The sequence below is a fragment of the Tautonia marina genome (genome assembly GCF_009177065.1).
In the GTDB taxonomy this organism is placed as follows: Bacteria; Planctomycetota; Planctomycetia; order Isosphaerales; family Isosphaeraceae; genus Tautonia; species Tautonia marina.
Window position 1 is genome coordinate 21,794 of the sequence record NZ_WEZF01000013.1, and the last position, 25,593, is coordinate 47,386.

The 25,593-nt window shown below is 65.4% G+C and carries 23 protein-coding genes; 15 read left to right on the top strand and 8 right to left on the bottom strand.

From position 1 onward, the window contains the following. Positions 1 to 32 precede the first annotated feature (32 nt). Both GA615_RS16165 and GA615_RS16170 read right to left on the bottom strand, forming a co-directional pair. A complete protein-coding gene (locus GA615_RS16165; protein ID WP_152052354.1) occupies positions 33 to 2,192 on the bottom strand; it encodes a xanthine dehydrogenase family protein molybdopterin-binding subunit in 2,160 nt (719 codons plus the stop codon). A gap of 3 nt (positions 2,193 to 2,195) precedes the next feature. Beyond that, a complete protein-coding gene (locus GA615_RS16170; RefSeq protein WP_152052355.1) occupies positions 2,196 to 2,855 on the bottom strand; it encodes a (2Fe-2S)-binding protein in 660 nt (219 codons plus the stop codon). Between the two features lie 284 nt (positions 2,856 to 3,139). On the opposite strand from GA615_RS16170, the gene thiO reads away from it, so the two are divergent. From thiO to GA615_RS16200, 6 genes are all read left to right on the top strand, one after another. Further along, positions 3,140 to 4,294, top strand: a complete 1,155-nt coding sequence (thiO, locus tag GA615_RS16175; RefSeq protein WP_235905510.1) for a glycine oxidase ThiO — start codon at positions 3,140 to 3,142, stop codon at positions 4,292 to 4,294. A 69-nt stretch (positions 4,295 to 4,363) separates the two neighbouring features. Further along, positions 4,364 to 4,696, top strand: coding sequence for a hypothetical protein (locus GA615_RS16180; protein ID WP_152052357.1), 333 nt, complete (start codon positions 4,364 to 4,366; stop codon positions 4,694 to 4,696). A gap of 306 nt (positions 4,697 to 5,002) precedes the next feature. Continuing rightward, a complete protein-coding gene (locus GA615_RS16185) occupies positions 5,003 to 5,455 on the top strand; it encodes a hypothetical protein (protein WP_152052358.1) in 453 nt (150 codons plus the stop codon). An 84-nt stretch (positions 5,456 to 5,539) separates the two neighbouring features. Further along, on the top strand, positions 5,540 to 6,481 hold the full coding sequence (locus GA615_RS16190; protein ID WP_152052359.1) for a DUF1559 domain-containing protein: 942 nt from the start codon (positions 5,540 to 5,542) through the stop codon (positions 6,479 to 6,481). Positions 6,482 to 6,529: 48 nt separating this feature from the next. Further along, positions 6,530 to 7,606, top strand: a complete 1,077-nt coding sequence (locus tag GA615_RS16195; RefSeq protein WP_152052360.1) for a tetratricopeptide repeat protein — start codon at positions 6,530 to 6,532, stop codon at positions 7,604 to 7,606. 41 nt (positions 7,607 to 7,647) lie between these two features. Beyond that, entirely contained in the window at positions 7,648 to 9,438 is a 1,791-nt protein-coding gene (locus GA615_RS16200; RefSeq protein WP_152052361.1) for a CRTAC1 family protein, read from the top strand. An 11-nt stretch (positions 9,439 to 9,449) separates the two neighbouring features. Here the strand turns inward: GA615_RS16200 and GA615_RS16205 are convergent, their stop codons facing one another. Further along, the gene (locus GA615_RS16205; RefSeq protein WP_152052362.1) at positions 9,450 to 10,124 is read right to left on the bottom strand and encodes an FKBP-type peptidyl-prolyl cis-trans isomerase; all 675 of its coding nucleotides are present in this window, start codon (positions 10,122 to 10,124) and stop codon (positions 9,450 to 9,452) included. 379 nt (positions 10,125 to 10,503) lie between these two features. On the opposite strand from GA615_RS16205, the gene GA615_RS16210 reads away from it, so the two are divergent. Continuing rightward, complete coding sequence (locus GA615_RS16210; protein WP_161602377.1) at positions 10,504 to 11,427, top strand: GGDEF domain-containing protein; 924 nt, start codon at positions 10,504 to 10,506, stop codon at positions 11,425 to 11,427. Positions 11,428 to 11,444: 17 nt separating this feature from the next. Here GA615_RS16210 and GA615_RS16215 read toward each other — a convergent pair whose 3' ends face one another. After that, positions 11,445 to 13,184 carry a hypothetical protein gene (locus tag GA615_RS16215; RefSeq protein ID WP_152052364.1) on the bottom strand — a complete coding sequence of 580 codons (1,740 nt, stop codon included), beginning with the start codon at positions 13,182 to 13,184 and terminating at the stop codon, positions 11,445 to 11,447. A 344-nt stretch (positions 13,185 to 13,528) separates the two neighbouring features. Between GA615_RS16215 and cyaB the strand changes: the two genes are divergently transcribed. After that, the gene (cyaB, locus tag GA615_RS16220) at positions 13,529 to 14,098 is read left to right on the top strand and encodes a class IV adenylate cyclase (protein ID WP_152052365.1); all 570 of its coding nucleotides are present in this window, start codon (positions 13,529 to 13,531) and stop codon (positions 14,096 to 14,098) included. A gap of 15 nt (positions 14,099 to 14,113) precedes the next feature. On the opposite strand, the gene GA615_RS16225 is transcribed toward cyaB, so the two are convergent. Together GA615_RS16225 and GA615_RS16230 are read right to left on the bottom strand one after the other, a co-directional pair. After that, positions 14,114 to 14,695 (bottom strand): beta-lactamase hydrolase domain-containing protein, encoded by a 582-nt coding sequence (locus GA615_RS16225; protein ID WP_152052366.1) that lies wholly within the window; start codon positions 14,693 to 14,695, stop codon positions 14,114 to 14,116. Positions 14,696 to 14,735: 40 nt separating this feature from the next. Beyond that, positions 14,736 to 15,326 (bottom strand): pyridoxamine 5'-phosphate oxidase family protein, encoded by a 591-nt coding sequence (locus GA615_RS16230; protein WP_161602378.1) that lies wholly within the window; start codon positions 15,324 to 15,326, stop codon positions 14,736 to 14,738. Between the two features lie 178 nt (positions 15,327 to 15,504). Here GA615_RS16230 and GA615_RS16235 point away from each other — a divergent pair, with 178 nt between their 5' ends. The 5 genes from GA615_RS16235 (at position 15,505) to GA615_RS16255 (ending at position 22,261) form a co-directional block, all read left to right on the top strand. Then, complete coding sequence (locus GA615_RS16235; RefSeq protein WP_235905511.1) at positions 15,505 to 17,619, top strand: molybdopterin-containing oxidoreductase family protein; 2,115 nt, start codon at positions 15,505 to 15,507, stop codon at positions 17,617 to 17,619. A 79-nt stretch (positions 17,620 to 17,698) separates the two neighbouring features. After that, on the top strand, positions 17,699 to 19,585 hold the full coding sequence (locus tag GA615_RS16240) for a right-handed parallel beta-helix repeat-containing protein (RefSeq protein WP_152052368.1): 1,887 nt from the start codon (positions 17,699 to 17,701) through the stop codon (positions 19,583 to 19,585). 50 nt (positions 19,586 to 19,635) lie between these two features. After that, on the top strand, positions 19,636 to 19,962 hold the full coding sequence (locus GA615_RS16245) for a glutaredoxin family protein (RefSeq protein ID WP_152052369.1): 327 nt from the start codon (positions 19,636 to 19,638) through the stop codon (positions 19,960 to 19,962). 4 nt (positions 19,963 to 19,966) lie between these two features. Then, a complete protein-coding gene (locus tag GA615_RS16250; protein WP_161602379.1) occupies positions 19,967 to 20,686 on the top strand; it encodes a TIGR04282 family arsenosugar biosynthesis glycosyltransferase in 720 nt (239 codons plus the stop codon). A 42-nt stretch (positions 20,687 to 20,728) separates the two neighbouring features. After that, on the top strand, positions 20,729 to 22,261 hold the full coding sequence (locus GA615_RS16255) for an ArnT family glycosyltransferase (protein WP_152052371.1): 1,533 nt from the start codon (positions 20,729 to 20,731) through the stop codon (positions 22,259 to 22,261). A 57-nt stretch (positions 22,262 to 22,318) separates the two neighbouring features. Here GA615_RS16255 and GA615_RS16260 read toward each other — a convergent pair whose 3' ends face one another. Then, positions 22,319 to 22,810 carry a DinB family protein gene (locus GA615_RS16260; RefSeq protein WP_152052372.1) on the bottom strand — a complete coding sequence of 164 codons (492 nt, stop codon included), beginning with the start codon at positions 22,808 to 22,810 and terminating at the stop codon, positions 22,319 to 22,321. Between the two features lie 56 nt (positions 22,811 to 22,866). Next, positions 22,867 to 24,012 (bottom strand): TolB family protein, encoded by a 1,146-nt coding sequence (locus GA615_RS16265; RefSeq protein ID WP_235905513.1) that lies wholly within the window; start codon positions 24,010 to 24,012, stop codon positions 22,867 to 22,869. A gap of 156 nt (positions 24,013 to 24,168) precedes the next feature. Here GA615_RS16265 and GA615_RS16270 point away from each other — a divergent pair, with 156 nt between their 5' ends. Together GA615_RS16270 and GA615_RS16275 are read left to right on the top strand one after the other, a co-directional pair. After that, entirely contained in the window at positions 24,169 to 24,723 is a 555-nt protein-coding gene (locus GA615_RS16270) for a cob(I)yrinic acid a,c-diamide adenosyltransferase (protein ID WP_152052373.1), read from the top strand. Further along, entirely contained in the window at positions 24,720 to 25,496 is a 777-nt protein-coding gene (locus tag GA615_RS16275) for an SDR family NAD(P)-dependent oxidoreductase (RefSeq protein WP_152052374.1), read from the top strand. The genes GA615_RS16270 and GA615_RS16275 overlap by 4 nt, the downstream gene beginning before the upstream one ends. Positions 25,497 to 25,593 lie beyond the last annotated feature (97 nt).

A 25,593-nucleotide genomic window follows, 5' to 3' on the forward strand; every position in this document is an offset into this window, starting at 1 on the left:
TCCGGCGTCCACCGCCCGTTTGAGATCGCGAATCAGGCCTTGGCCAGGGCGTTGAGGACGTTCATGGGGGTCATGGGGAAGTGTGGGACACGGGTGCCGAGGGCGTTGGCCACGGCGTTGCCGATGGCGGCGGCGGTGGCGATCGTCGGCGGCTCGCCGACGCCGATCACGCCTCGCTTGCGCATCTGCTCGTTGTCGAAGGGAATGATGTCGATCTCGGGGATGTCGCTGGCGCCGGCGAGCTTGTACAGCTCCATGTCGGGGTTCAGCGAGAGGCCGGTCGAGGGGTCCATGACCAGTTCTTCAAACAGGCCATAGTTCAATCCCATGATCACGCCGCCATAAACCTGGCTTTTCCAGGTCATCATGTTCAGGATCAGGCCGGTGTCCTGAACGGCGACGATCTTGTTGAGCTTGACGACGCCGGTTTCGGTGTCGACGGTCAGGTCAACGAACTGGCAGCCGCCGACGCCCTGAGCAGTCAGGCCCTCGGAGAAGCTGCCGGTGACGTTGATCGGCATGGTGCCGAGCTTCCGGCAGGCGTCCTTCCAGGGAACCTCTCGCTCACCCTTGACGAGGATCACGCCCTCGCCGATGGACAAATCGCCCGGTTCGGCGTCGAGCGCACCGGCGATGCGCTTGAACAGCAGGTCGCGGGCTTCGAGGGCGGCGTTGTAGGCCGGTGGGGCCATCGACGGGGTCGTGGTCGATCCGCCGGAGGCCTGGCCGGGGGGGAACTGCGAGTTGCCGATGTTGGAGTTGATGTCGGTCGTTTTGAGACCGAGCACCTCGGCGGCGATCTGGGCCAGGACGGTCCGGCAGCCGGTGCCGATGTCCTGGGTCGCGCTGCGCAGCTCGACCGAGCCGTCGGGGTTGATGATGCAGGTGACCTGCTTGTCGTCTCGGCCGCCGCCGCCCCACTGGTGCAGGGCCATGCCGAAGCCGCGCTTGATCGGGCCTTCGGCCTTGGCGTTCTCGGCGCGGGACTTGCGCTGATTCCAGCCGATGGCCTCGGTCCCGAGCTTGATCTGCTCGCGGTAGATCTCGCTGCGGTTCAAGGGTTCGCCGGACCCGCTGGGGACGGTGTCTTGCTCGGCGAGGCTGGCGAGGCGCATCTGCAGGGGGTCGATGCCCATTTTCTCGGCCAGGTCGTCGAGGGCCGATTCCATGATGAGGCAGCCCTGGGGGTGCCCCGGGGCTCGCATGGCTCGGGCGTTGCCGCCGTTGACGCGGATGTCGGTATGCTGGCGGCGGCTGTTGGGCACCTCGTAGACGTAGGGCAAGGGGAAGGCGGCCCCTCGGGAGATGCCGCCGGTGCCGGCGGTCTCGGCGATCAGGGCGGAGAGCTTGCCGTCCTTGTCGGCGGCGAGCGTCAGCTTGGCCGAGGCGCTGGGCCGGTTGCCGGCGGTCAGGTGTTCCTGGACACGGTCGAGGAACAGCCAGACGGGCCTGCCGGTCTTCTTGGCCAGTTCACCCGCGGCGACCCCCCAGGTATCGGCGCCGAACTTCGAGCCGAAGCCGCCGCCCATGACGGGGGTGAGGACGGTGACGTCGGTGGCCGGGACGTTGAAGGCACCGGCCATTTCGGACTCGACACCGTCGACGTTCTGGGTGCTCGACCAGACGGTCATCTTGGCGTCGCCGTCCCATCGGACGACCTGTCCGTGGGTTTCGAGGCAGACGTGGGTGATGACCGGGACGGAGTACTCTCCTTCGATGCTGGCGGCGGCCTCCTTGAGGGCGGCGTCGGGGTCGCCGTCTTCCTGGGCGCGGCCGGCCTGGGTGTTGCCGCGAGGGGTGAGGCGGGGTGCCCCGTCGGCGAGGGCCTGGGCCTCGGTGACGGCGTGGGGCAGGACCTCGAACTCGATGGCGATGGCGCGGCAGCCGTCTCGGGCGATTTCCTCGCTCTCGGCGGCGACGGCGGCGATTTCCTCGCCGTGGTAGCGGAGGGTCGCCCCTTCGTTGGCGATCAGGTGCACGCCCTTGACGCCGGGGATGGCCTCGGCCTTCGACGTGTCGATCTTGACGATCTTCGCGTGGGCGTGAGGGCTATGAAGCACGGCGGCGAACAGGAGGCCGTCGGGCCGTTCGTCGGAGGGGTACTTGGCGCGGCCGGAGGCCTTGGCCAGGCCGTCGAGCCGGGGAACGCCTTCGCCGATGAGACGCGGGTTATCGGGCCACAGTGCTGCCATGACTCAGGCCCCTCCTTTCTTCATCGCCTTGGCGGCGTCGAGCGCCGCCTGGAAGACACCGATGTAGGTGCCGCATCGGCAAATGTTCCCGTCGAGCCCTTGCTTGATGTCGTCAAGCGTCGGCTCCTGGCCGGGGTTCTTTTCGAGCCAGGCCTGGCAGGCGGTGACGAACCCGGGGGTGCAGTAACCGCACATCAGGGCGTCGTTCTGGTGGAAGGCGTGGGGAACGCTTCCCTCGTCGGTTTCGAAGCTTTCGAGCGTGCGGACCTCGTGATCGGCGCAGGAGATGGCCAGGGTCGTGCAGGAGTACACGGCGTCGCCATCAAGAATGACGGTGCAGGCACCGCAGCTGGCCCGGTCGCAGACGCGCTTCGGGCCGGTGACGCCGAGGCGATTGCGGAGCGTGTCCAGCAGGGTCGAGCGGGGCTCGATGGTGACGCTCATCGCCTCGCCATTGACCTTCAGCTCGATCGGGCAGGTGCCGGAATAGATCGCCACGCCGTCGGTTTCGGAGACGTCGGCGCGGGCCTCGTGCATCGCCGTCTCGGCCGAGGTGGCCATCACGGCGCCGGCGGCGGCCAGGCTCGAGCCGCGCAAGAAGTCGCGGCGGCTGTGGCCCGGTCGTGGTAATTCGGCCGGTGCCTTGTGGTCTTCTGGTGGCATCGAGGGGGACCTCCCTGGGATCGAGAACGTGTCGCGGATGATGCCGACACGCGCGGTCCGCAATGCTTCGGGCGGAGAACCGCGCAGGATGCACTATCGTCGGCTGGTCGGTCGTTGGCAAGAGTCGGCTCCCCGAAAAACGCGCGGTTCTTTTTGGTTCGGCCCGGTTCAGGGTGTTCATGAGAGAACGAAAGGATTGCGACGGCCCCCGACGGAGACGAGCTGCGGTCGATCGGCGCGGGGAGGCCCGATCTGCTATGATCGCAAGCCTCGAAGGAGGACCGATGCCGGAGCATGAGACTGCGGATGTTGTCGTCGTCGGCGGCGGAGTGGTGGGGCTGTCGATCGCCTATGTGCTGGCCACCGAGGGGCTGCGCCCGGTCGTGCTCGACCGCCGGGAGCTGGGTCGAGAGGCGAGCTGGGCCGGAGCGGGGATCATCGCCCCCGGCTCGGACAAACCGCACCCGTTGCCGATGGCCCGTCTGCGAACCCGAAGCGCCGAGCTGTACCCCAACTGGTCGGAACGGCTCCGCGAGCTGACCGGCATCGACAACGGCTACCGGCGCTGCGGGGCCGTCGATGTGGCGCTCGACGCCAAGCAAGAAAACGACCTGAAGGCCGCCGCGGGGCGCTGGCGATCGGAGGGGATCGCCTTCGAACGTCTGGAGCCGGGGGACTTTGCCCGGGTCGAGCCGAGCCTCAGCCCCGAGCTTCGGGTGGCGTACTTCGTGCCCGATCGGGCCCAGGTGCGTAACCCGAGACATCTGCAGGCGCTGGCGACCGCCTGCGAACGGCTCGGGGGTCGGCTGCGTCCGGGGGTCCCCTGCACCGGGTTTGCAATGTCGAGGGGGAAGGTGGAGGCGGTGCAGACGCCCGGGGGGCCGATCCGTTGCGGAACGGCGGTCGTCTCGGCTGGTCCCTGGACCGAAGGGCTGCTCGGCCCGCTGGGCGTGCGCGTGCCGACCCCGCCGATCAAGGGGCAGATCGTTCTGCTGAACAGTCATCGCCCGATCTTGCAGCGGATTGTCGAGCTGGAAGACCGCTATCTGGTGCCCCGAGACGACGGTCGGGTGCTGGTGGGGGCGACCGAGGAGGACGCGGGCTTTGAGACGAAGCCGACGGCCTCGGTAGCGCGCGACCTGATCGACCTGGCGATCCGGCTTTGCCCGGTGCTGGCCGAGGCCTCGGTGGAAACCACCTGGGCCGGGCTGCGGCCAGGGAGCATGGACACGAGGCCGATTCTCGGTTGGGCTCCGGAGGTGGGCAACCTGCTGATCGCCACCGGACACCGCCGCGCGGGCTTGCAGCTTTCTCCGGCCTCGGCCGAGGTGGTGGCCGACTTGATTCTGGGCCGAACGCCGTCGCTCGATGTGGCCGACTTCCGGCCGGATCGTCCGGCGGCCTCGACTCCCTCGCCCCCCGACGCGTTCCGGTCCTGAACGGTCGGCCCTGGCGAGCCTCGCGGGGCCGGCTCGTTTTGACAATGCTTGTCTGGAAACGAGAAGGCCATGCATCACAAAGGCTACGACATTATTTACGCCGATCCCGGCACCCTGGACGAGGTCCGATGCCGGGTCTGCGGCACGATCTGCGATGCCAGGCGAGACGTGCCCACCACGGCCGGGTTCGCCGAGTCGCTCGCGGGATCGAAGCGGCGGCGCGATGTCTTCACCTGCCCTCACGCGGCGACCGAGTGGCATGTGCTGGCGCTGAAGCTCGTTCAGGAGATCGAGCGCACGCCGAGCAAACGCCTGGCCGAGCTGATGCGGCTCGACCTGCGCGACCTTCTCTCCGAACACGTTCCCGACGACGCAAGGCACGCCCCCGAGTGGCTCGGATAGCTGATGGAATGCGCAAGCATGTCGGGAAACCTTTCTTTCAAACGCACATCCACGCAACCACAGTCGATCTGACTTTCTTCCGAAAAATTGCTTGACATTCGTTTGCACCTCACCGACGCTGACTCGCAGGTCGTGAAGACGTAAGCGTCTTGATGAATCACACGGACAATCGTGTGATTCACGCAGTGATTCAATGACGTGAAGCGGTTGGGAACAGCGGGAGCGTGGCCCGTTTGCGGAACCTGGACCGTGTCGACGCCGAACGGCACGCCGACGGTTCGGCCCTGCTGGAACGAGTCAAAACAGATGCACAACATACGATCGTTGATCGGACTCCTGATGGTGATGGCCCTGGCCGGGTGTGGTGGTGGCGATGGCGTGGGCGTTTCGGGAATGGTGACGTTTCAGGGTCAGCCGGTCGAGGACGGGATGATCCAGTTCCTTTCCAACGAGGCGTCTGGGGAAGGACGATCGGCCGGGGCGCCGATTGTGGACGGCAAGTACGCGATTGCCCGCAACGGTGGGCCACCACCGGGATCGTACCGGGTTGAGGTGACGGCGTATCAAGAGGTCCGCGAGCAAACGGCCGAGGAGCTGGGCGGGGTGATGTTTGGGCGTGATCCCAGCGAGCTGGGCATTGCTCCCGAGGCGCTCATGGTCCGAGAAAACGTCATTCCCGAACAGTACAACACAAGCAGCACGCTGACGGTCACGATCCCATCGCAGCGCAATTTCCAGTACGACGTTGAGATTCCTTGACGGGATCGGTTGTGTTCCTGGGCCGTCCCTTTCGGGGCGGCGCTGGTTTCTGTCTCACCGTCCGAGCCAGAGGAGTGTTTTTCCATGCACCATCGTCGTCATCGTGACGCATTTACGCTGATCGAGTTGCTGGTGGTCATCGCGATCATCGGCGTCTTGATCGCCTTGTTGCTTCCGGCCGTGCAATCGGCCCGAGAGGCGGCGCGACGGGCGCAGTGCGTCAACAATCTGAAGCAGATCGGCATCGCCCTTCATAACTATCACGACTCGCTCGGCTCGTTCCCGATGGGCACGATCATCAATGCCCCGGGCTGGCCGAACATGCCCAGCCTGCGGACCCCGTGGTCGTTCCATATCCTCCGGTACCTGGAGGCGGGGAACCTGGGCAACGCCCTGAACTTCGAGGTGGGCATTGCCGGGCCAGCCTGGCAAGGGTCGAATGCGAACATGAGCATTGTGGCAACACGAGTTGCCACCTACAATTGCCCCTCGGATACCCCGGAGGTCTTCCTCGCCGACTGGCGGCCGAAGTACAACTACGGCCCGAACTGGGGGAACACGAACCTGGGGCAGCTCAACGTGGGCGACCCGGCGACCACCGGCCTTCGCTACCTTCGCGCTCCGTTCACGGTCAACCGGGTGGCCGGGATGCGCGATTTCCGAGACGGCACGAGCAACACGATTCTCGTCTCCGAACTGCTCCAGGCTTCCGAGCTTCGGGACATGCGTTCCGAGTGGTGGAACGACACCGACTGCAACTTCATGACCCGAACTCCGCCGAACACGACGATCCCCGACTTCATGCCCGCCTGGTGCGTGAGCCGACCGGGCAACAACGAGCCCTGCGTCGTCGGCGGCGGCTGGAACGACCTGTACATGGCCAGCCGAAGCCGCCACCCAGGAGGCGTGAACACGCTTTACGGCGATGGATCGGTTCGGTTTACCAAGAACACGATCGCTCTGCCCATCTGGCAAGCCCTGGGCAGCATGAGCGGCGGCGAGGTCATCAGCGCCGACCAGTTCTAAGGCGTTGTTGATCCCTGGATTGATTTCCTCCCGATCGGAGCGTTTCCGTTGACTCGGCAGGCTTCGACGACCCTCGGGGGTGGTTCCTCACCCCCGAGCCGGTCGAGACGTTCGCTCGTCCGATCGCTGGCGATGGTCGGGCTGGCGGCGATCGCCGTTGTGGGTGTGGGAGGATGGGGGATCAGCCGATCTCGGCCGTACCGTGTTTGGTCGGCCGAGCGCGCGTTGAACAGGGGAGAGCCCGAGCAGGCCATCGAGCGGCTCGGCCCCTGGAAAACGTCGGACGACCCCAGAGCCGTGGTGATCGTCGCTCGCGCGCAGATCGCGCGGGGAAACCCGGAATCGGCCGTGCGATTGCTCGACGCTCGGCTCGCTGATCGGGTCGAGCCGGAGTGGCTCCACTTGCTGGGAGAGACGGCGCTGAGCCTCGGCGACCTGAACCGCGCGTTCGAGGCGTTCGCGGCGCTCGATGCCCGACAGCCGAATCATCCGCCGACCCTCGCCCACCTGGCCGAGCTGTCTGAACCGCTGCGCGGGCCAGCCGAGGCCGATCGGCGTTATCAGGAGCTCGAACGCCTGGAGCCGGAGAATCCCGAGTGGCCGAAGCAGCGCGGGAGGATCTTGCTGGGGACCGACCGCTACGCAATGGCGGTCGAGACGCTGCGGTCGGCCCTGGAAACGAATCCGGAGGATCAGCAGGCTCGTCTCTGGCTGGCCGAGGCGCTCTATCTGTCGGGCGATCCGGCCGCAAGTCTCGAACATCTGGAACGCTGCCGAAAGGCCGAAGGCGAAGGGAACGACCGAATCGAGGTGGCCCGCGCCGAGTGTCTTCGAGCTCTCGGTCGGGGCGAGGAGGCGGCCGACGTTCTGGATGATCTGCTCGGAAGATCGCCGAAGAATGCCGACGCCCTTCGCCTGCGAGCCGAGCTGGCGCTCGAACACGGAGCACTCGATCAGGCCGCCGATCTGCTCGATCGGGCCGTGGCCGAGGCTCCGGACGACTGGCGCATTCATTACCAACTGTCGATCGTTCTGGCCCGGCTGGGACGGCTCGAGGATGCCCGCCACCATGCCGATCGGATGACCGTCGAACGAGAGCGGGCACGGTTTTCGCCAGTCCCCTGAGCGTCTGCCTTGATCGTGGTCTTGAGGAGTTGAACACGTCGATGAGCGATCGAGGGGTTCCTCGTTGGGTCGGGGTCGGTCTGGGGGTTGGGGGATCGGGGGCCCTGATGGCCGCAGCGTTGGCGTATGGGTTGCGGGGCAGTCCTGAGCCGGAGGTCGTCGAGCAGGCCGCTTCAGAAGTCGTTGCCGAACGCTTGCCCGAGGAATCGGTATCGCAATCGCCCGGCCTGGCCTTCTCGGAGGTATCCGACACGGGGATTGACGCGGTCTATCGCAATGGCGAGGAAACCGGAGCGCTGGCGATTCTGGAATCGCTCGGCGGCGGGGTCGCCGTCTTCGATTTCGACCGCGATGGTCGGCCCGACCTGTTTTTCCCGGGAGGGGGGCGAATTGTGCCCTCGGCAGAGGATTTGACGGTCGAAGGGTTGCCGGGCCGCCTCTACCGCAATCTCGGGGACTGGCGCTTTGCGGATGTGACCGAGGACGCCGGGCTCGACGACGCCTCGCGTTATTCGCACGGCTGCGCAGTGGGAGATTTCGACAATGATGGATTCCCCGATCTGCTCGTGACCGCCTACCAGGGGGTTACCCTGTATCGCAACACGGGCGGCACGTTCGTTGATGTGACCGAGGCCGCCGGCCTGACCGAGCCGGGCTGGGCGACCTCGGCCGCCTGGCTCGACGCCGATGGCGACGGCCTGCTCGACCTGTACGTGGCCCGATATGTCGACTGGTCTCCCGAGCACAACCCACCGTGCCGCTATCACTCGTCGGGGGCGGTCGATCTCTGCTCGCCTTCGGTGTTCGACCCCCTGCGCGACCTGCTCTACCGGAACCGGGGGGACGGCACCTTCGAGGAAATCGGCCGGGAGGTCGGTCTGGATGATGGAGGAAAGGGTCTCGGCGTGGTGGCGGCCGATCTCGACGGTGATCGCTGGATCGACGTGTACGTTGCCAACGACACGACGCCGAATCTCCTCTACCGGAACCGGAGGGACGGCACCTTCGAGGAAATCGGCCAGCTCTCCGGGGCGGCCCTCAGCGCCGAGGGCGTGGCGACCGGCAGCATGGGAGTGGCCGCAGGCGATCTGGACGGCGATGGCGACCTGGACCTCTTCGTGACGAACTATGAAGGGGAGATCAACGAATTCTACCGGAACGACGGGGCGATGCAGTTTGTTCCGGTCGGCCTTGCCTCGGGCCTTGGCGCGGCGAGCCGACCCCTGGTCGGCTGGGGGACCGTGCTGGTCGATGGCGACGGTGACGGGGTGCCTGAGGTCCTCATCGCCAATGGTCACCTGATGCACCACCTTCCGGGCACGCCCCGGCCTCAGCCCACGTTACTGTTTCGTCGCGAGCCCGACGCCACGCGATTCGAGCCGATGCGATGGGGTCCGGAGTCCTGGTTCTCCCAAAATCGGGATGCTCGCGGAGTGGCCAGCGGCGATCTCGACGGCGACGGCGACCCCGATCTGATCGTCGTTCTACAGAACGCGCCGGCCAGCGTGCTCCGGAACGACAGCGCGGAGTCGTCGCGGTTCCTCCGCCTTCGGCTCGAAGGCACGCGGAGCAACCGCTCGGCCATCGGTGCGACGGTGATCGTGACGGCCGGCGACCGCTCACAGCACCTTTCGGTTGTGGGAGGAGGGAGTTACCTGTCTCAGAATGACGCGCCCCTGGTGGTCGGCCTGGGAACCGCCGCGATCGCCGATCAGGTCGAGGTCCGCTGGCCGAGCGGGCAGACCGATCGGCACGACGGGCTTCAGGCCGGTTCCGCCTGGCTTCTGCGCGAGGGGGAACCGGCTCAGGCCGATCCGATCGGGGTTGATTGATTGATCGCGTGTCAATCGGGGAGGGCTTCCGTCGTGGTGTCCTCGGCGGCGGGCTCCGGAGCGTCGGCCTCCGTGTTGGCATACTCGGGAGCATCCGCCGGCTCGGAGGCGAGTTCGAGCAGTTCGACCTCGTAGATGATGGTCGAGTTCGGGGGGATCGAGGGAAGTTCTTCGGCCTGCATCGCGCCGTCGAGGTTATGTTCCTTGCCGGGAGCGTATTCGCCGAAGGTGCCGAGCGCTCCATAGGCGAGATTGGCCGGAACGACCAGGCGGCGGAGTTCGCCGACCTTCATGCCGGCAATCCCCTCGTTGAAGCCCTGGACGGCGCGCGCGTCGCCGATGGTGTGGGTCCAGGGGGTGCCGCGGTCGCGGCTGCTGTCGATCGCCTCGCCCCCTTCGATGGTCGCGACGTAGTGAAGCACAACGCGATCGCCTGGCTTCGCCTGAGGACCGTCGCCGGCTTGGATCGTCTGATAGGCAAGGCCCGAGGCGGTGAGAACTTCCTCGCCCTCACCGGTCGGTTCGTTGAGCGCCGACGACGAGCTTCCGGACGGGGCCGGATCGGGGGCCGGCGCGAGCCCGGTCGCGTCTGCCGGGGCGCCGGAGGGCTCGGGATCACCAGAGACGCCGCAACCCAGCAGGGCAAGACTGACGCCGAGGGCCGTCAGACCGACAAGGTGTCGCATCGGTTATTTGCTCCTCCACGGGCGGGGCGTTCCCGCTCGCTTGATTGATCCTGGTCAGGCGAAACGACCCGGTGTCGCAGCGATCGCAATGATCGACTTGAGATGGATTCTAATGCGCCTGGACGTGTCGTTCGAGGGGTGACCCGGTCCAACGCTCCTTCGTCTTGAGGGAGGGTACGCCGGTGCGGGTCGGACGACCGTGGCATGAGGCCGCACGAGCATGGTTCGAGGCCAAACCGAAGACAAATCCACTCGATCATGCAAGTTGTCAGCCGAGAATTTGTAACCTAAAGTTTCGTAGCAAAACGGGGGAGGGTGTGGGCTCGGTTCGGCACCGTCAAGGAGTGGTCCTACCATGCCGGTCGAGGAGATAGGGGAAGTGATCTCCGCAAGTGAGGACGTTCGGCCGTTGGGGTCGCAGTTCTTCGAGCGGCTGCTCGATCACCTGTACGATGGGGTCTACTTTGTCGATCGGAACCGGATTATCCGATACTGGAACCATGCGGCCGAACGGCTGAGCGGCTACTCAAGCAGCGAGGTGGTCGGACGAGCGTGCCAGGACAACATCCTCTGTCATACGGACTGCCAGGGGACCTTGCTCTGCAAACGCGGCTGCCCGTTGCTCAAGTCGATGCGAGAGGACGAACCGATCTCCGCTCGCGTGTTCCTGAAGCACCGCAAAGGACACCGCGTTCCCGTGGATGTCTCGGTGATGCCGATCTACGACGACAACGGGAAAAGCGTGGGGGCGGTCGAGATTTTCCGAGACGCCAGTCCGGTCGTCGCGCTCGAATTGGCCTATCGCCAGATGCGAGAACTGGCGGAGAAAGACCCCTTGACCGGCGCGATCAACCGCCGTCAGGCTCTGGAGATTCTCGACCGGCAGATGACGCTTCAGCGCGAATCGGGCATGCCGTTCTCACTGATCATGGCCGACATCGACCATTTCAAGCTGGTGAACGACACCTTTGGCCACGCCGTCGGAGACGAGGCGCTGAAGGCCTTCGAATCGTGCCTGGAAGCGAAAAGTCGAGGCAGCGACATCGTCGCCCGGATCGGCGGCGAGGAGTTCCTCATCATCCTGCCCAATCTCGACGTCTCGCACGCGCTCCAGATCGCGGAGCGGCTTCGCAAAAGCGTTGCCAAGATCCGGATTGCCGACCCGGACGCGTTGCGACTCACGGCCAGTTTTGGGGTGGCCGAGGCCGATCCCAACGAATCGCTCGACCACCTGCTCGCTCGGGTCGACGCGGCCCTCTACCGGGCAAAACGCCTGGGACGCGACCGGGTCGAATGGGGATGACGAACGGGAGGAGCCGGTCATGATCCGTCGAGCCCGGTCGGCGGCCCCGGCGCTCGGGTCGCGGAGCGAGGCCAGAGCGATACCCCGGCCTTGGCCAGGCTGATCAACGCCGCGACCACGAACGAGAGCAAGCCGAGGGCGATCTGGTCGATCCCCGGTACCAAGCGACGCAGCGCCAGGTACGACCGCGATCCGTAGACCAAGCCCCAGGCCCCGATCAACAACCCCGCCGAAACGAGGAACGCCCGGCCGCCCCCTATCCTGGCATAAACCACCGCCAGCGCCGCCATCGTGGGCAAATAGGCGGCATCGGCCATCGGTCCAAGCCGGATGAACAGCTCGGCAAACGCTCCAGCCATCCAGCAAAGCCCGAAGATCGGAAAGAGGCCAACCGTCAGTTCTCGCAGGAACTCGCCCAGCGCGCCCTCCCTCAATCCGAACCCCAGCGCCACGATGAGCGCCAGGTGCGCGACGACGATCCAGGGAATGGTTTCTCCCGCCGAGTCGGGCAGCGCCGCCGTGAGGCTTGCGATCAGGAAGGCACAGGCGAGCAGTCCCCGGCCTTCGTTGCGCCGTCGGATCGCCGGAACGCCCTGGACGATCGCCGCCATCAGTAAAGGCCAGGGGTTCGCAAACGCAAGGCCGTCGAGGTCGAGCGTCGTCGGCCGCACCACGGCCAGGGCGGCCAGGGCCAGGCAAAGCCCATCGAGCCCACCCGGCACCCGACGATGAACGGCCCAGGCATAGAGCGGCAGGGCCAGCACGATCGTCAGGAAGGCCGGAGTCGCCCCCAGGACCATGCGGAAGTGGGAGAGAAAGGATTGGTAGACCGGATCGGGCCGGTCGTGACCGATCATCGCCAGTCCGAGCAGGCCGATCGGAGCGAGCAGGGCCACGGTCGTCGCCACCCGCCCGGCTCGGTGATCGCGTGCCGATCGGCCCAGCTCGAACAGCAAGAAGGCCCCCGGCAGGAGCAAGGGGACGAGGAAATACGGACCAAAGATCATTTGATCCTTCATCACAAAATGAAAGGAGACGCACAGCCAGTACGACCGCGCGCAGGCCGCTCCGCCGAGCAATCCGAACAGGACCCAGGGGAACAGGGGCCATCGCCACGGGCTGCCGTTCTTCTCGGCGTACGACGGCCCGCGCCGGATCGCCGGGAGCAAGGTCAGGCTGAGCAGGCCCGCCACGGGAGCAAACCCGAACAAAGCCCACATCAAGGCCGGGTCGTCGGGGCGATCGACGAGCGGCGCCAGGCCGATCGGATACAGGAAAAAGAGCGCCAGAAACGCTTGATACGGCAGCCGGAACCCGGTGCGAAGCTCCAGACCCAGGCCGCGGAGAACCCCCTCGCTCACGAGCAGGGCGAACCCGAGACCGACGAGATACAGCCCGCGTCCCATCGCCGGATCGCCGGCCAGCGTCTCGTCAAACGCGACCGAGATGGCCAGGAACATCAGGACGACCAGCAAGAGGACGGTCCGCACGTCGTCCCAGACCTTCCCCCGCCGCACCAGGACCACCGCCGTTCCGGCCAGCAAGAGCGTGTAGGCGGTCAGACCGAGCATCAAGGCTCCCGTCTCCACCGCCGGGCCGCGTGCATCGAACGAGGCCCGCAAGCCCAGAAAGACCAGGCCGGCGCTGATGACATAGAACGGGTTGCTCGTGTAGACCCACCGCATCAGGCCGGTCGGGTCGAGCCCTCGGCGCGTCGGAAGGGACGGCCCGGTCGGGGGAAGCGCTTCGTGATTCATCACTCTACCTCGATCGGTTCGGAAGACGGGACGACGGTCCGATCGGTTCGTTCGAGTGCCCCGCGTCGGCCCCAATGAGAACCGGGGCCAAACTGAGACAGATGTCAGAGGTGTATGGTCATCTTACGCGCCGCTCTGACAAATGTCGAGCCTGATTGGCGGGTGAGTTTTTTCTCGGAAACGTCGATTCGGGGCCGGGGCGTGGGTGGCGATGGGCAAGGACGTGTCGGAGCGTCTCGGAGCGGGTGTCGGTTGACCGCCTGGCATGGGGGCGGATAGGCTGCCGCTGTTGAGGCGAAATGGGGTTTGGCAGACCTTCAATCCACGAGTCGGAGTGCGTTGGAATGAGCCCGTTTGAAGTGGAGATGAAGTTTCGGGACGCCAATCACGACGACTTGTTGCAGCGGTTGGGCGATCTCGGCGCGGTGCCTCGTGAGGAAGTCGAGCAGGAAGACATTTACATGTCGCACCCGGCTCGTGATTTCCGGGAAACCGACGAGGCCATGCGGCTGCGTCGGGACGGAGGCGAGAACCGCGTGACCTACAAGGGGCCGAAGCTCGCCGGCCCGACCAAGACCCGAGAGGAAGTGGAACTGACCTTCGAGCCCGGCCCGGACGCCTTGCTCAAGATGGAACGGCTGTTCGTCAACCTTGGCTTCCGCCCCGTGGCAACGGTGCGCAAGCGTCGGCTGGCCTATGACCTTCAGTTCGAAGGCCGATGGGTTCAGGTCGGCATCGACTCGGTCGAGGGACTGGGGGCGTACGCCGAGGTTGAGGCGATCGCCAACGGCCCGGCCGATCTGGCCGAGGCCCAGCGGGTCGTGCTCGAACTGGCCCGGCAGCTCGGCCTCGGGTCCGATCAGGTGGAGACGCGATCGTATCTGCGCATGGTCCTGGAACGGGGGGGCGCCTGATCCGGCACGACAGGATCAGGGATTTTCCGGCTCGTCGCCGAGAAACTGTTCGACCCGAGCCGGTCCTCCCGTGGTGATCTGGGTGAAGGCATCGACCTGTTCACGCGAAAGGCCCCGGTCCTTGACCAGATGCGCCGCCCAGAGCCGCGAGGCCCGGATCGCCGCCGAGCAGTGGATCAGGGCCTTGCCTTCGTGCGCGGCGAGCGTCTCTCTTAACTGCTCGACCGCTTCAAGCCGGGGGGCGTAGGGGCCTCGACCGATCGGAATGGTCACATAATCGACTCCGAGCGACTTGACCAGGGCCGGCTCGTCGAAGGGGACCGACTCTATTTCCTCGGGGGGCCGCAGGTTGATGACCACCGTCACCCCGTCCTTGGCAAGGCGGGAGAGGGTTTCCGGGTCGGGCTGAGCAGCCAGGTAAATCGGTCCGGATCGGTACAGCCCGCCGATTGTCTTGCCCCCTTCGACCGCCTCGGGGGCCTCGATGGGAGCCGAGGCCAGCGAGGTGTCGGGCTTCGGTTTCGGCTCGTCATCCTGGTTGGGAGCAAGGGCAAGGGCAAGGGCCAGCGACGCCACGGCCACGAGATCGATGGGCATCACGATCGTCTCCTTCTTGAGCGTCAAGTCACCGGACGGGTCACGGATTCACAGCCAGCGAGGCCCACTCGATCGGCTCCTCGGTTCCGAGCCGCTGGTACTGGGTCCGGCTGTGCGGATCGCTCCGGAGATCGAGATGATCGACCCGCTCCGGTTCGAGCAGCAACAGGGCGAACGACGGGGGCGGATCTCGGGGGTCGGGTGTGCCGACGCGGAACCGATGGAGGTCGGCCCGAGGGACACCCGGTTCGGGCCAGAGCAAGCTGATTCGGGTCGCCGGCGGCAAGGCCGTCCAGACGTCGGCCCGCTCGGCGAGCCATTGCGAGTCGGTCTCGTCGGGGCCAATGACGCGCAGATGGCCGGCGAGGCGGAACTGCTCGCGAGTCTCGGCGAACATCCAGCAGGCCTCGGCCCGAGCATTCTCGGCAATCTGCCCAACCTTCGCGCTGCGCAGATCGGACGTGAAGCGGAGGACAGGACCGGCCCCGAGGAATCCTCGGAAAACGACGGTCCGGACGCTCGGCCAGCCGTCGGACGTGACGGTCGCCAGTTGAAGCCATCGCGAGGGAGGGGCTCCGCGATGGATCGTCAGGGCGCGCTCAATGGCGATTCGCCAGGGGATCTCGCTCATGCCCTTATTGTGAACCGGCGGCGATCGACACGCAAGCCATCGTGATGCGCGGCTCATCCCCTGTCGGGAGAACGGTCTGCGTGGCGGCCCCTACCGCTCGACGAGGCAACCGTTCTAGAATCGAGAGAATCCCACCCCGTTTCGGTGGCCGAGCGTTCTTTACGGAGCACCATCTGCCGTGTCCAACCCTGTCGAAACCGTTGTCAAGAACGTCTGTCCGCTCGACTGTCCCGACACGTGCAGCATGGTTGTCACCGTCCGTGACGGGGTTGCCATCGACCTGCGAGGCGACCGCGACCACCCCTTCACGCGCGGGTTTCTCTGCCAGAAGATGGCCCGATATCTCGATCGTGTCTCCAGCCCCGATCGGCTGGAATACCCAATGCGGCGGGTCGGCCCCAAGGGCCCTGGCCAGGGGAGGTTCGAGCGCATCGGATGGGACGAGGCGCTCGATCTGATCGCCGATCGCTTCCGAGCCGTTGCCGACTCGGCCGACGGGCCGCAGGCCATCCTGCCCTACAGCTATTACGGCACGATGGGGAAGTTGCAGGCCGAGAGCCTCGACCGCCGCTTCTTTCACCTGCTCGGCGCCTCGACGCTCGACCGGACGATCTGTGCCTCGGCCGGTGGGGTCGGTTACGAGTACACGATGGGAACCGGCCGACTGGGAGCCGACCCCCTGGCCGTTCTCGAGTGCCGCTTGATTCTCAACTGGGGATCGAACACGGCGAACACGAACAGCCACCTCTGGAGCCTGATGATCGAGGCTCGCAAGCGCCAGAATGCGACGATCGTCACCATCGACCCCTACGCCAGCCCCACCGCCCGCCGATCAGACTGGCACCTCCAGCCCCGCCCCGGCACCGACGCGGCCCTGGCGCTCGGTCTGATGCACGTCATCTGGCGCGAACACCTGCACGATCAGGATTACCTGGATCGCGGCACCGTGGGAGCCGAACAACTCCGCGACCGCGTGTTGACCGAGTACCCCCCCGATCGGGTTGCGACCATCACGGGAGTTCCCGTCGCTCAGATCGAAACCCTTGCCCGGCGTTATGCGACCGAGCATCCCAGCCTGATCCGCGTCAACTACGGGCTCCAACGCCACGGTGGCGGCGGGATGGCCGTGCGAACCATCACCTGCCTGCCCGCGATCGTCGGCGCCTGGCGGCACCGAGGAGGCGGGGCCTTGCTCTCGACGAGCGGGACGTACGGGCTCAACTCGTTTGCGCTCACCCGGCCCGACCTCTCACCGGCCGGAACCCGATCGGTGAACATGAACCAACTGGCCGAGGCACTCACGGGAGAGCTTCCCGGCCCTCCGGTCAAGGCCCTTTATGTGTACAACTGCAATCCGGCGGCCGTGGCCCCCGATCAGAAGAAGGTGATTGAGGGCCTGCGCCGCGACGATCTGTTCACGGTGGTTCACGAACTGTTTCCGACCGACACGGTCGATTACGCCGATGTCGTGCTTCCGGCCACCTCGCAACTCGAACACGAAGACATTCACACGTCGTACGGCCATCATTTTCTGATGCACAACCCTCGGGCGATCCCACCTCGGGGTGAGTGCCGATCGAACGCCGACGTCTTCCGAGCCCTTGCCGGTCGGCTCGGGTTCGATCCCGCCCTCTTCCCCGACGACAACACCTTGATGCGGCAGGCGATCGATGGCGGCCCCGCGCTGGCCGGGATCACGCTGGAGCGGTTGAAAGCGGAAGGATCGGTTCGCTTGAACATTCCCGAGGATTATCGCCCGTTTGCCGACGGCCGCTTCCCAACCCCTTCGGGCAAGTGCGAGCTGTACTCGGAGCGGATGAAGGCCGACGGCTTCGACCCCCTGCCCTCCTACATCCCTCCGCACGAAGACCCGCAGACGAAGCCCGGGCTGGCGGCTCGCTATCCAATTCAACTGGTCAGCCCGCCTCGCCCGCAGTTTCTCAATTCGACGTTCGCCAACTCGGCCTCGCACCTCCGTGCCGCCGGAGAGCCGACGATCGAGTTGGCCGCCGAGGATGCCGCAGCGCGGGGCCTCGATGCTGGAGACTGGGCCGAGGTCGTCAACGATCGCGGCCGATTCGTCGCCCGAGTTGCCCTGACGGGGTCCGTCCGCCCCGGCACGGCCGCGAGCCTGGGAATTTACTGGGCGAAGCATTCACCCAGCGGATCGGGAGTCAACGCCACGACCTCGTCGGCTCTGGCCGACATGGGAGGCGGCGCGACCTTTTTTGATAACCTGGTCGAGATCCGCAAGTGCCTCGACCATCCCGAGGCCGGGCCTTGCGACGCGTGACGGCTCGGGCCTAGACTGCGAAATCGAGTCCAAACACAATGCGCCGATCGACCGACGTGACAGAACCACGGTGATTGAAATGTGTCGATTCTTGCTCCACGCCCTGCTCCTGGCCCTTGGTCCGGCGAGTGGGTTTGCGGTCTGCCACGCCGACGAGATTCTGCTGCACGTCGCTCCCGAAGGCCGCGATACGTGGTCGGGCCGAGTCTCGACCCCGACTGAGGACGGGTCCAACGGCCCCCTGGCCTCCCTCACCGGTGCTCGAGACGCGATCCGCCAACTGCGAGCCGAACATGACGGCCGCTTGCCCGGTCCTGTTCGGGTCCAGGTGCAGCCGGGGTTTTATGCGATGGCAACGCCGCTTCGGCTGGACCCAGGCGACTCGGGCACCGAGGAATCGCCGATCCGGTTCGAGGCGAGTCCCGGAGTCAATCCGCTCGATGCGCCGATCATCAGCGGTGGCGTTCGCCTGAAAAACTGGTCCGTCTCGGGAGATGCCTGGGAAACGACCGTCCCGGATTCCATCCGATCCGTTCGTCATCTCTATTGTTCGATCGACGGTGGCCGATCCTTCGTGCGACGCTTCCGGCCAACTCGGGGAGCGTTCGTGATCGCCGGCCTGACCGACTCTCCCATCAAGCCAGGAGCCAACCAGGCGCACATCCGGAGCCAGAAGGATTTCGTGTTTCACGAAGGGGATCTCGGCCCCTGGGTCCTGGAACCCGAGGTCGAGGTGCTGGCGCTGCATGACTGGAGTGCATCTCGACTGCGGGTGGATGCGCTCGACCTGGATCGGAACGTGATTACCTTTACGGGTTATCCGCGCTACCGAATCGGCCACTGGTGGGAAGGGGGACGCAACCCGTATGTCATCGAAAACGTGGCGGAAGACTTCGGGACGCCGGGCGAGTTCGTGTTCGACCCTCATACCCGGCGACTCCGCTATACCCCGACCGAAGCGGAACGATCGGCCGATCCCAACGAGGCCACAGTTCACCTCGTCGTCCCGAAGCTCGAACATTTGATAATTCTTGACGGCGATCCCGACTCCGGGTCGTTTGTCGAGCATCTTGAGTTCGAGGGCCTGGTCTTTGCGTTCACCGGGTTCGAGCTGCCGGCCGAGGGCTACACCGACGGCCAGGGAATGACCAGCTTGCCCGCGGCCATCGAGGCCACCGGGGCGCGCCGGAATCGTTGGCGGCACTGTGCCTTCGAGCATACAGGGGGCTATGCGAGCCGGCTGGGCCTGGGGTCGTCGCACAACGCGATCGTCGGCTGCACGATGCACGACCTGGGCGGAGGAGGCGTCTTGATCGGTGTCACCAACCGCCACGCCGAACCCCCTCGCTTGCCGGTGGGGAACGTGGTGGAGGAGTCTTGGATCGAAGGGCTCGGGCGTGACCATTTTTCGGCGCATGGTGTTTGGGTCGGGATTGCGGCCGAAACGCTCGTGCGACACAACCGGATTGCCGATGGGCTCTACTCCACCGTTTCGGTCGGTTGGTGCTGGGATGACGAGCCGTCGTCGGTGCGCGACAACCGGATTGAGGCCAACCAGATTCAGCATGCCATGCGATTACTCGCCGATGGCGGCGGCATCTACACGCTGGGCCGACAGCCCGGCACGGCCCTGGTTGGCAACCACATTCACGACATTCACCGGTCGCGCTACGCCGGACGAGCGGAAAACAACGGCATCTTTTTCGACGAGGGAACGCGCGATCTGCTCGTGGAAGGCAACGTCATTCACGAGATCGCCGATCGGATCATTCGCTTCAATCGGAGCCAGGAAGACTGGCAGGACTTCCATGACAATGCCTTCGGCGTTTCCCCCGACGACCCCCGGTTTCCGGCCTCCCAAGCCGCATCGGCCGGCCCCACTCGTCCCGCCTGGCGACCCAAGCCCCCGGTGGTTAATCCTCCGATCCTGGCCCTCGAACTCCCCGATCCGAAGACCGAGGAGTGATCGCTCCGATTCGTTCCCCTGGTATGAAGAGACCGGAGGCGCTCGAACCCATGTCGCACCTGTTCGACCGGATCAAGGAACTCGTTCGTCCGGCTCGGGCGGATCACCTTCGCGTGACGATCTACACGAGGGCCGATTGCTCCTGCTGCGAGAGTGCAAAAGCCGTCATCGAACCCAGACGCCGGGAGCATGATTTTTTCGTTGAGGAAATCGACATCGACACCGACCCGAAACTGGTCGAAGCGTACGGAACGCTCGTTCCCGTGGTGGCGATTGATGGAAAGGTCCGGTTCCGGGGGAAGGTCGAGCCGAGCCTGCTCGATCGCCTGCTCCGGGCCGAAGCAACCAAACACCGAGACAAAAGCATCACGAGGTGATCACGTGGCGTGGCCGATGCCAGACGGGGCGGTGCTGGGGATCTTCGGGAAGAAGCCGGAACCAGGGAAGGTCAAGACGCGGTTGGCGGCCGAGTTCGGCAACGACTTTGCCGCCGAGGCGCACGAGGCCATGCTGCTCGATACGCTCGACACCTGGGGGTCGAATCGTTTTCTCGCTCCCGGAGGACGGCGGGTCTTCGTCTTCGCCCCGGATGACGCCGGCCCGTGGTTCGATTCGATCGTACCGGCCGGCCTGGCAATGCAGGCCCAGGCTCACGGCGATCTCGGCGCTCGCCTGCAATCGTTCTTCGAGGGAGAGTTTGCCGACGGGGCCTCTCGCGTGGTGGTGATCGGATCGGACAGCCCGACGCTCGATCCGTCGATTGTGGTGAGCGCATTTCTTTGTCTCGATCAGAAAGATGTGGTCATCGGTCCCTCGACCGACGGCGGCTACTACCTGATCGGCTGCCGGGTGCCGGTGCCGTCCGTGTTTGAAGGGGTCGAGTGGGGGTCATCACGCGTGTTCGGGCAAACGCTTGATCGGCTCAGAGGATCGGGGCGCTCGCTGGCGGTCTTGCCGCCGTGGTACGATATCGACACGCCCGACGATTGGCGGTTGCTCGGCGCGCACGTCCGGGCGATGCGATTGTCGGGCATGGACCCGGCCTTGCCTCGGATCGAGGCGTTGTTGCCCCGGGTTCTTCCGGCTCTTGAGCCGCGCTGACTCTCCTTCTTGATTTCCGGGATGGAGCCGGGCTGACTCCCCATGCGCATCGTGATTCGACTCTTGCTGATTGGTGTGTTCCTGATCGCCCTGGTCAGGGCGGGGCTCTTTCTCGGCAATGCCTGGTTCACCGTGGGCAATCCGCTCGACGTGTACCACCTCGAAGCCCAGATGGTTCACCTGGCCTGGCGTGTCCAGCACGACCGGGTCATGTATCCCGAGTGGCACAACGACCCTCACGTCATGAACGTGTTCGGACCGCTTTACTTCTTGCTGGTCGGCGGAATCGGCCGATTGCTCGACAGCGACCTGGACGGCTTGTATCGAATCGGCAGGCTCATCAGCCTCGGCTCGGCCCTGCTGGCGAGCCTGATCGTCGGGGTAGCCTCGGGAAGCCGGGGCGGCAAAGGGGCCGGCATCTTCGCCGGTTTACTCACGCTCGGCGCGGCCCCTCTGTACGGATTCGGCGTCATGGTGCGAGCGGATCTGATGGCTGATACGCTCGGCATTGCCGGGTTTCTGCTGGCAGTCGGTCGAGCGTCGCGGTGGCGGTACGCGCTGGGGGCCTTTTTGCTGGTCGCGGCCATCTTCACCAAGCAGACGATGGGGCTGTACCTGATTGCCGCCGTCCTGGCGGCGATGGGAACTGGTCGGATGCGTTGGGGGTTGACCCTGGCAGCCACTGCGGGAGCCGTCACCCTGGCGATCATTGCGGCGGTCACGCTGACGGTCGAGCCCCTGTTCGCCCGCGAGCTGTTCGGCGCGGCCGAGACGCCGATTTTGCTCACCGACTGGCAACGGACCCTCTCCCGACTCTGGCAGCTCGGGCCGGAATTACCGATCCTCGCTCTGGTCGGGGTGGTTTTGTGGACCGTCCCTCGTGGGTTGCCGGAACGATCGCTGGCAGTGCTGGCCGGGGTGGTGCTGACCGGGGCGATCGTTCTGGCAATGAAAAGCGGCTCGGATCTGAATTATTTTCTTGGTCTGCGTCTCGTCGCGGCGATGGCGGGCGGGGCGGTCTGGGGATGGGCCGTGTCGTTGGTCCGGAACCCAGGGCCGATTCGACCGGGGACCGCCGTTCTGTCGATCGTCGGACTGGTCGGCCTGGGGGCAAGCCTGCTTCCGAGTCTCGACCACTCGTACGCCCAGTACCAATCGGCCCAGTCGATCCACGGGTATTTTTCAACCGTCGGTCGCCCCGTGCTGGCACAGTTCCGACAGATTTTCGAACTGGCCGAGGACCCGGACATCCGTTTGCTGACCGAAAGCGGCATGGTGGCCGCTCATCAAGGCGATCGCGCCGCGTTCGTCGATCCGTGGCTCTTTCGCATCCTCGTCGAGACGGGCAAGATCGAGCCAGCCGCGATCCGAGAACGGCTCGAATCGCGTGAATACAATTACATTATCACGACCAAGGATCTGTATGACGAGACCGACCCGTACGACACCTACGGGTTTGGCCTTCCTCCCGAGCTGGCCGAGGCTGCCCGGCGGAATTACACCTTCGCCGGTGTTTCGGCCGGGCTCTTTCTTTATGTGCCCAGGCGATCCGGCGAACCGTCGGAGCGTGAGTGATCCTCGCCATTCAGATCGAGAATCACTCATCCCTCCCCTGCCCTGGCTTTTCTCAACTCAGATGGACACGGGCTTGCCGAGCTTCCGGCGGACCGCGACGAACTGCCCGGCGTGCATCAACGGGTGCGCGCCGACCATGTTCATGAGGGCGCCGACGGTCGGGGCAAACGGGGGAAATTTCTCGGCGTCGGTGCGGTCGAGATCGGCATCCGAGAAGCTGTCGAGCAAGGCCAAGGTCGCCTGACGCTGGGCTCCCCAGAGTTCTTGATATTTGGCGACCGAGTAGAATTTCGCCGGGTCGTCTTCGGTGAACTTGTCGCGGCCGTGACCTTCGAGAAAGTCGGCGGGCAGGGCCGGGCTAGTGCCGGGCTTGATCAGCTCGACAAAGTGCCGCTCGGAACCGATCAGGTGGCCAATCTGCCAGGCCATGTGGTTCATTCCCTCAACCGGCCGAACCAGCAGGTCGGCATCGCTGAGATCCTTGAGATAGCTGTCAACAATCATCGCGCTCATGTCGATGGTATTGCGAATCGCGTCCTTGGCGTTCATCGAGGGCAGGTGCTCCGAAAGGGTTGGAGGAAGTTGGGGTCGAGGCGTTTCGCCCCTTACTGCTCGGTGTCGGAATCAAGCACGAAGTCGGCGATGAAGAGCTGGCTGGTGTTGTCGGCGGTGCGGCCCTTGGAGGTCCACATCAGCTTCGTGCCGTCGGGGCTGAAGACGGGGAGGCCGTCGAAGCCGGGGGCAAAGGTGATGCGCTGCTCGTCGCCGGTTTCGAGATCCATCAAATAGATCTCATAATTGAAGTGGCCGTGCTTGCTCGTCGAGTAGGCGATGAAGCGGCCGTTCGGGTGGAAGTACGGGCCCCAGTTGACGTGCTCGTTGTCGGTCAGTTGCCGCTCGTTCTGGCCGTCGACGGTGTTGATGAACAGTTGAAGCAGGTCGTTCTCCGCACGATCGCTGCGGTAGATCAGGTACTTGCCGCACGGCGAGAAGAAGGGGCCGCCGTCGTAGCCGGGGGCGTCCGTGATCTGTCGGACGTTCGAGCCGTCGGCGTCCATCACGTAGATGTCGGCGTCGCCGTCACGGAAGCTGGTGAAAACGATCTGCGAGCCGTCGGGCGAGTAGCTCCCTTCGGCGTCGTAGCCTGGGGCGTCGGTCAGGCGGACAAGGTTCGAGCCGTCCGGCTCGGCGCGGAAGATGTCCATGTGGGGGTCGAAGTCCCAGGCATAGCGTTCCGATCGGCTGTAGGCCGGGGCGGCCTCGCGTTCCCCTTCGGCCGAGCCGTCGGCCAGGGCCGGGTCGAGGTGGGAGGAGGCAAAGAGGATCGACTGACCGTCTGGGTGGAAATAGGCACAGGTGCATTTCCCCTTGCCCGTGCTGACCAGCTTCGGCGTTGCGCCGGGGGTCAGGGGGACGGTGTAGATCTGGTAGGCGTCCCAGTCGGGCGGCGGGGGCTGAAGGGTCGAGGGCTCCGGATACTCGGCGGCCTGGAAGATGATGGCGTTGCCATCGGGGCTATAGTAGCCTTCGCCGGCCTTGGCGAAGCCGTAGGTCACCTGGCGGATGTTCTTCAGGTGGCGTGACTCGTTGGCGGCGACCTGCTCGGGGGTCATCTCCTCGGCCCCCGGAGGACCGCCGGGGCCGCCGTACGAGCGGCCCGAGGAGGACGAAGGGCGCTGCTCTTGCGGCGTCGGATCGAGGGCGAAGATCGGGGCCAGGAGGGCCGCGGTCAGGGCGATCGGGAGCGTCATCGATGAGGGCCTCCGGGGTGATTCGGTGCCGGAGGGTCCCTTTTCGACCCCCCGCCTCGCGACTAGTATAGGGGCTGTGACCCGCCTTCGCCAATCCGCCCGCCGCTTCGCTGTCTTGCCGCGTTCTCGGGCCGCCGCATCGGAGCAAGTGAATTCGTGCCCAAGATTTACACGAAAACCGGAGATGATGGTACCACCGGCCTGCTCGGTCCCGGCCGAGTCGGCAAGGACGACCTTCGGATCGAGGCGTACGGCACCGTCGACGAGCTGAACGCCATCCTTGGCGTCGCCCGATCAACCACCGCCATCAGCCTGGATCTCGACCGCAAGCTTTCCCAGATTCAGGAAGAGCTGTTCACCGTCGGTGCCGCCCTGGCCGACCCCGCCCCCGAAGGTCCGTTCCACAACAGCGTCCCGCGAGCCTTCACGCAGCGCATCGAGCACGAGATCGATCACGTCGAGTCGAGTTTGCCAACGTTGCAGCACTTCATTCTTCCGGGTGGCTCCCCCACGGCCTCGCAATTGCATCTGGCCCGTACCATCTGCCGGAGAGCCGAGCGCGTGACCGTTGCCCTGAGCCATGCCGAGGGGCAGCACGTCCCGTCGAACCTCGTGATCTATTTGAACCGCCTGAGCGACTATCTGTTCGTCCTCGCCCGATCGGCCAATGCCGAGGCCGGTGTGGCCGACGTCCCCTGGAGAGGTCTGTGAAGCTTGCCGGAGCCTCGATCCTGATCACCGGAGGCCGCCGCGTCGGTGCCTCGCTCGCCCGGTTGCTCGCCGACCGTGGCGCGAAGCTGGCCATGACCTTCCGGACCAGCCGCGACACCATCGAGCAAACCCTCGACGACTGCCGAGCCCGAGGAGCGGCCGACACCCTCGCCATCGCGGCCGACCTGGCCGATCCCGACCAGGCCGAGCGTGCCGTCCGCCTGGTCGTCGAGCGGTTCGGACGGATCGACGCGCTGGTCAACATGGCCAGCATCTACGAACGGACCCCATTTGCGGACCTGACGCCCGAGCATTACGACCGGATGATCGCCGCGAACCTCAGCGCGCCGTATCACTCGGCCGTCGCTGCCGGTAAGGCCATGCTGGCCCAGGAACCGATCGCCGACGCCTCGGGCCTGAAGGGGAAGATCATCTGCTTCGGCGACTGGGGAACCGATCGCCCCCGGGGCGGCGATCTGCCATACATCGTCGCCAAAGGTGGCCTGACGACCATGACCCTGGCAATGGCCAAGGAACTCGCCCCCCACGTCGCGGTCAACCTGATTCAGCCGGGGACGATCGTTCCCTGGCCGGAGATGACCAACGAGCAACGGCAAGAGATTCTTCGGGCCACCCCCCTGGCCCGGCTTGGTTCGGCCGAAGACGCCAACCATCTGGTGCTCTATTTGCTTGAAGGCACTGATTTTGCAACGGGTGGCTGTTATCGGATCGACGGCGGACGCTACCTGGGCACCGACGACGAACCTTCCTGATCGAACACGTTTACTGGTTGAATCCACCGAAACGATTTGCCTGAAACAGGGGTCGGCGCGATACAATACGAAACCAAGGAACCTTGGACAGCGTCCA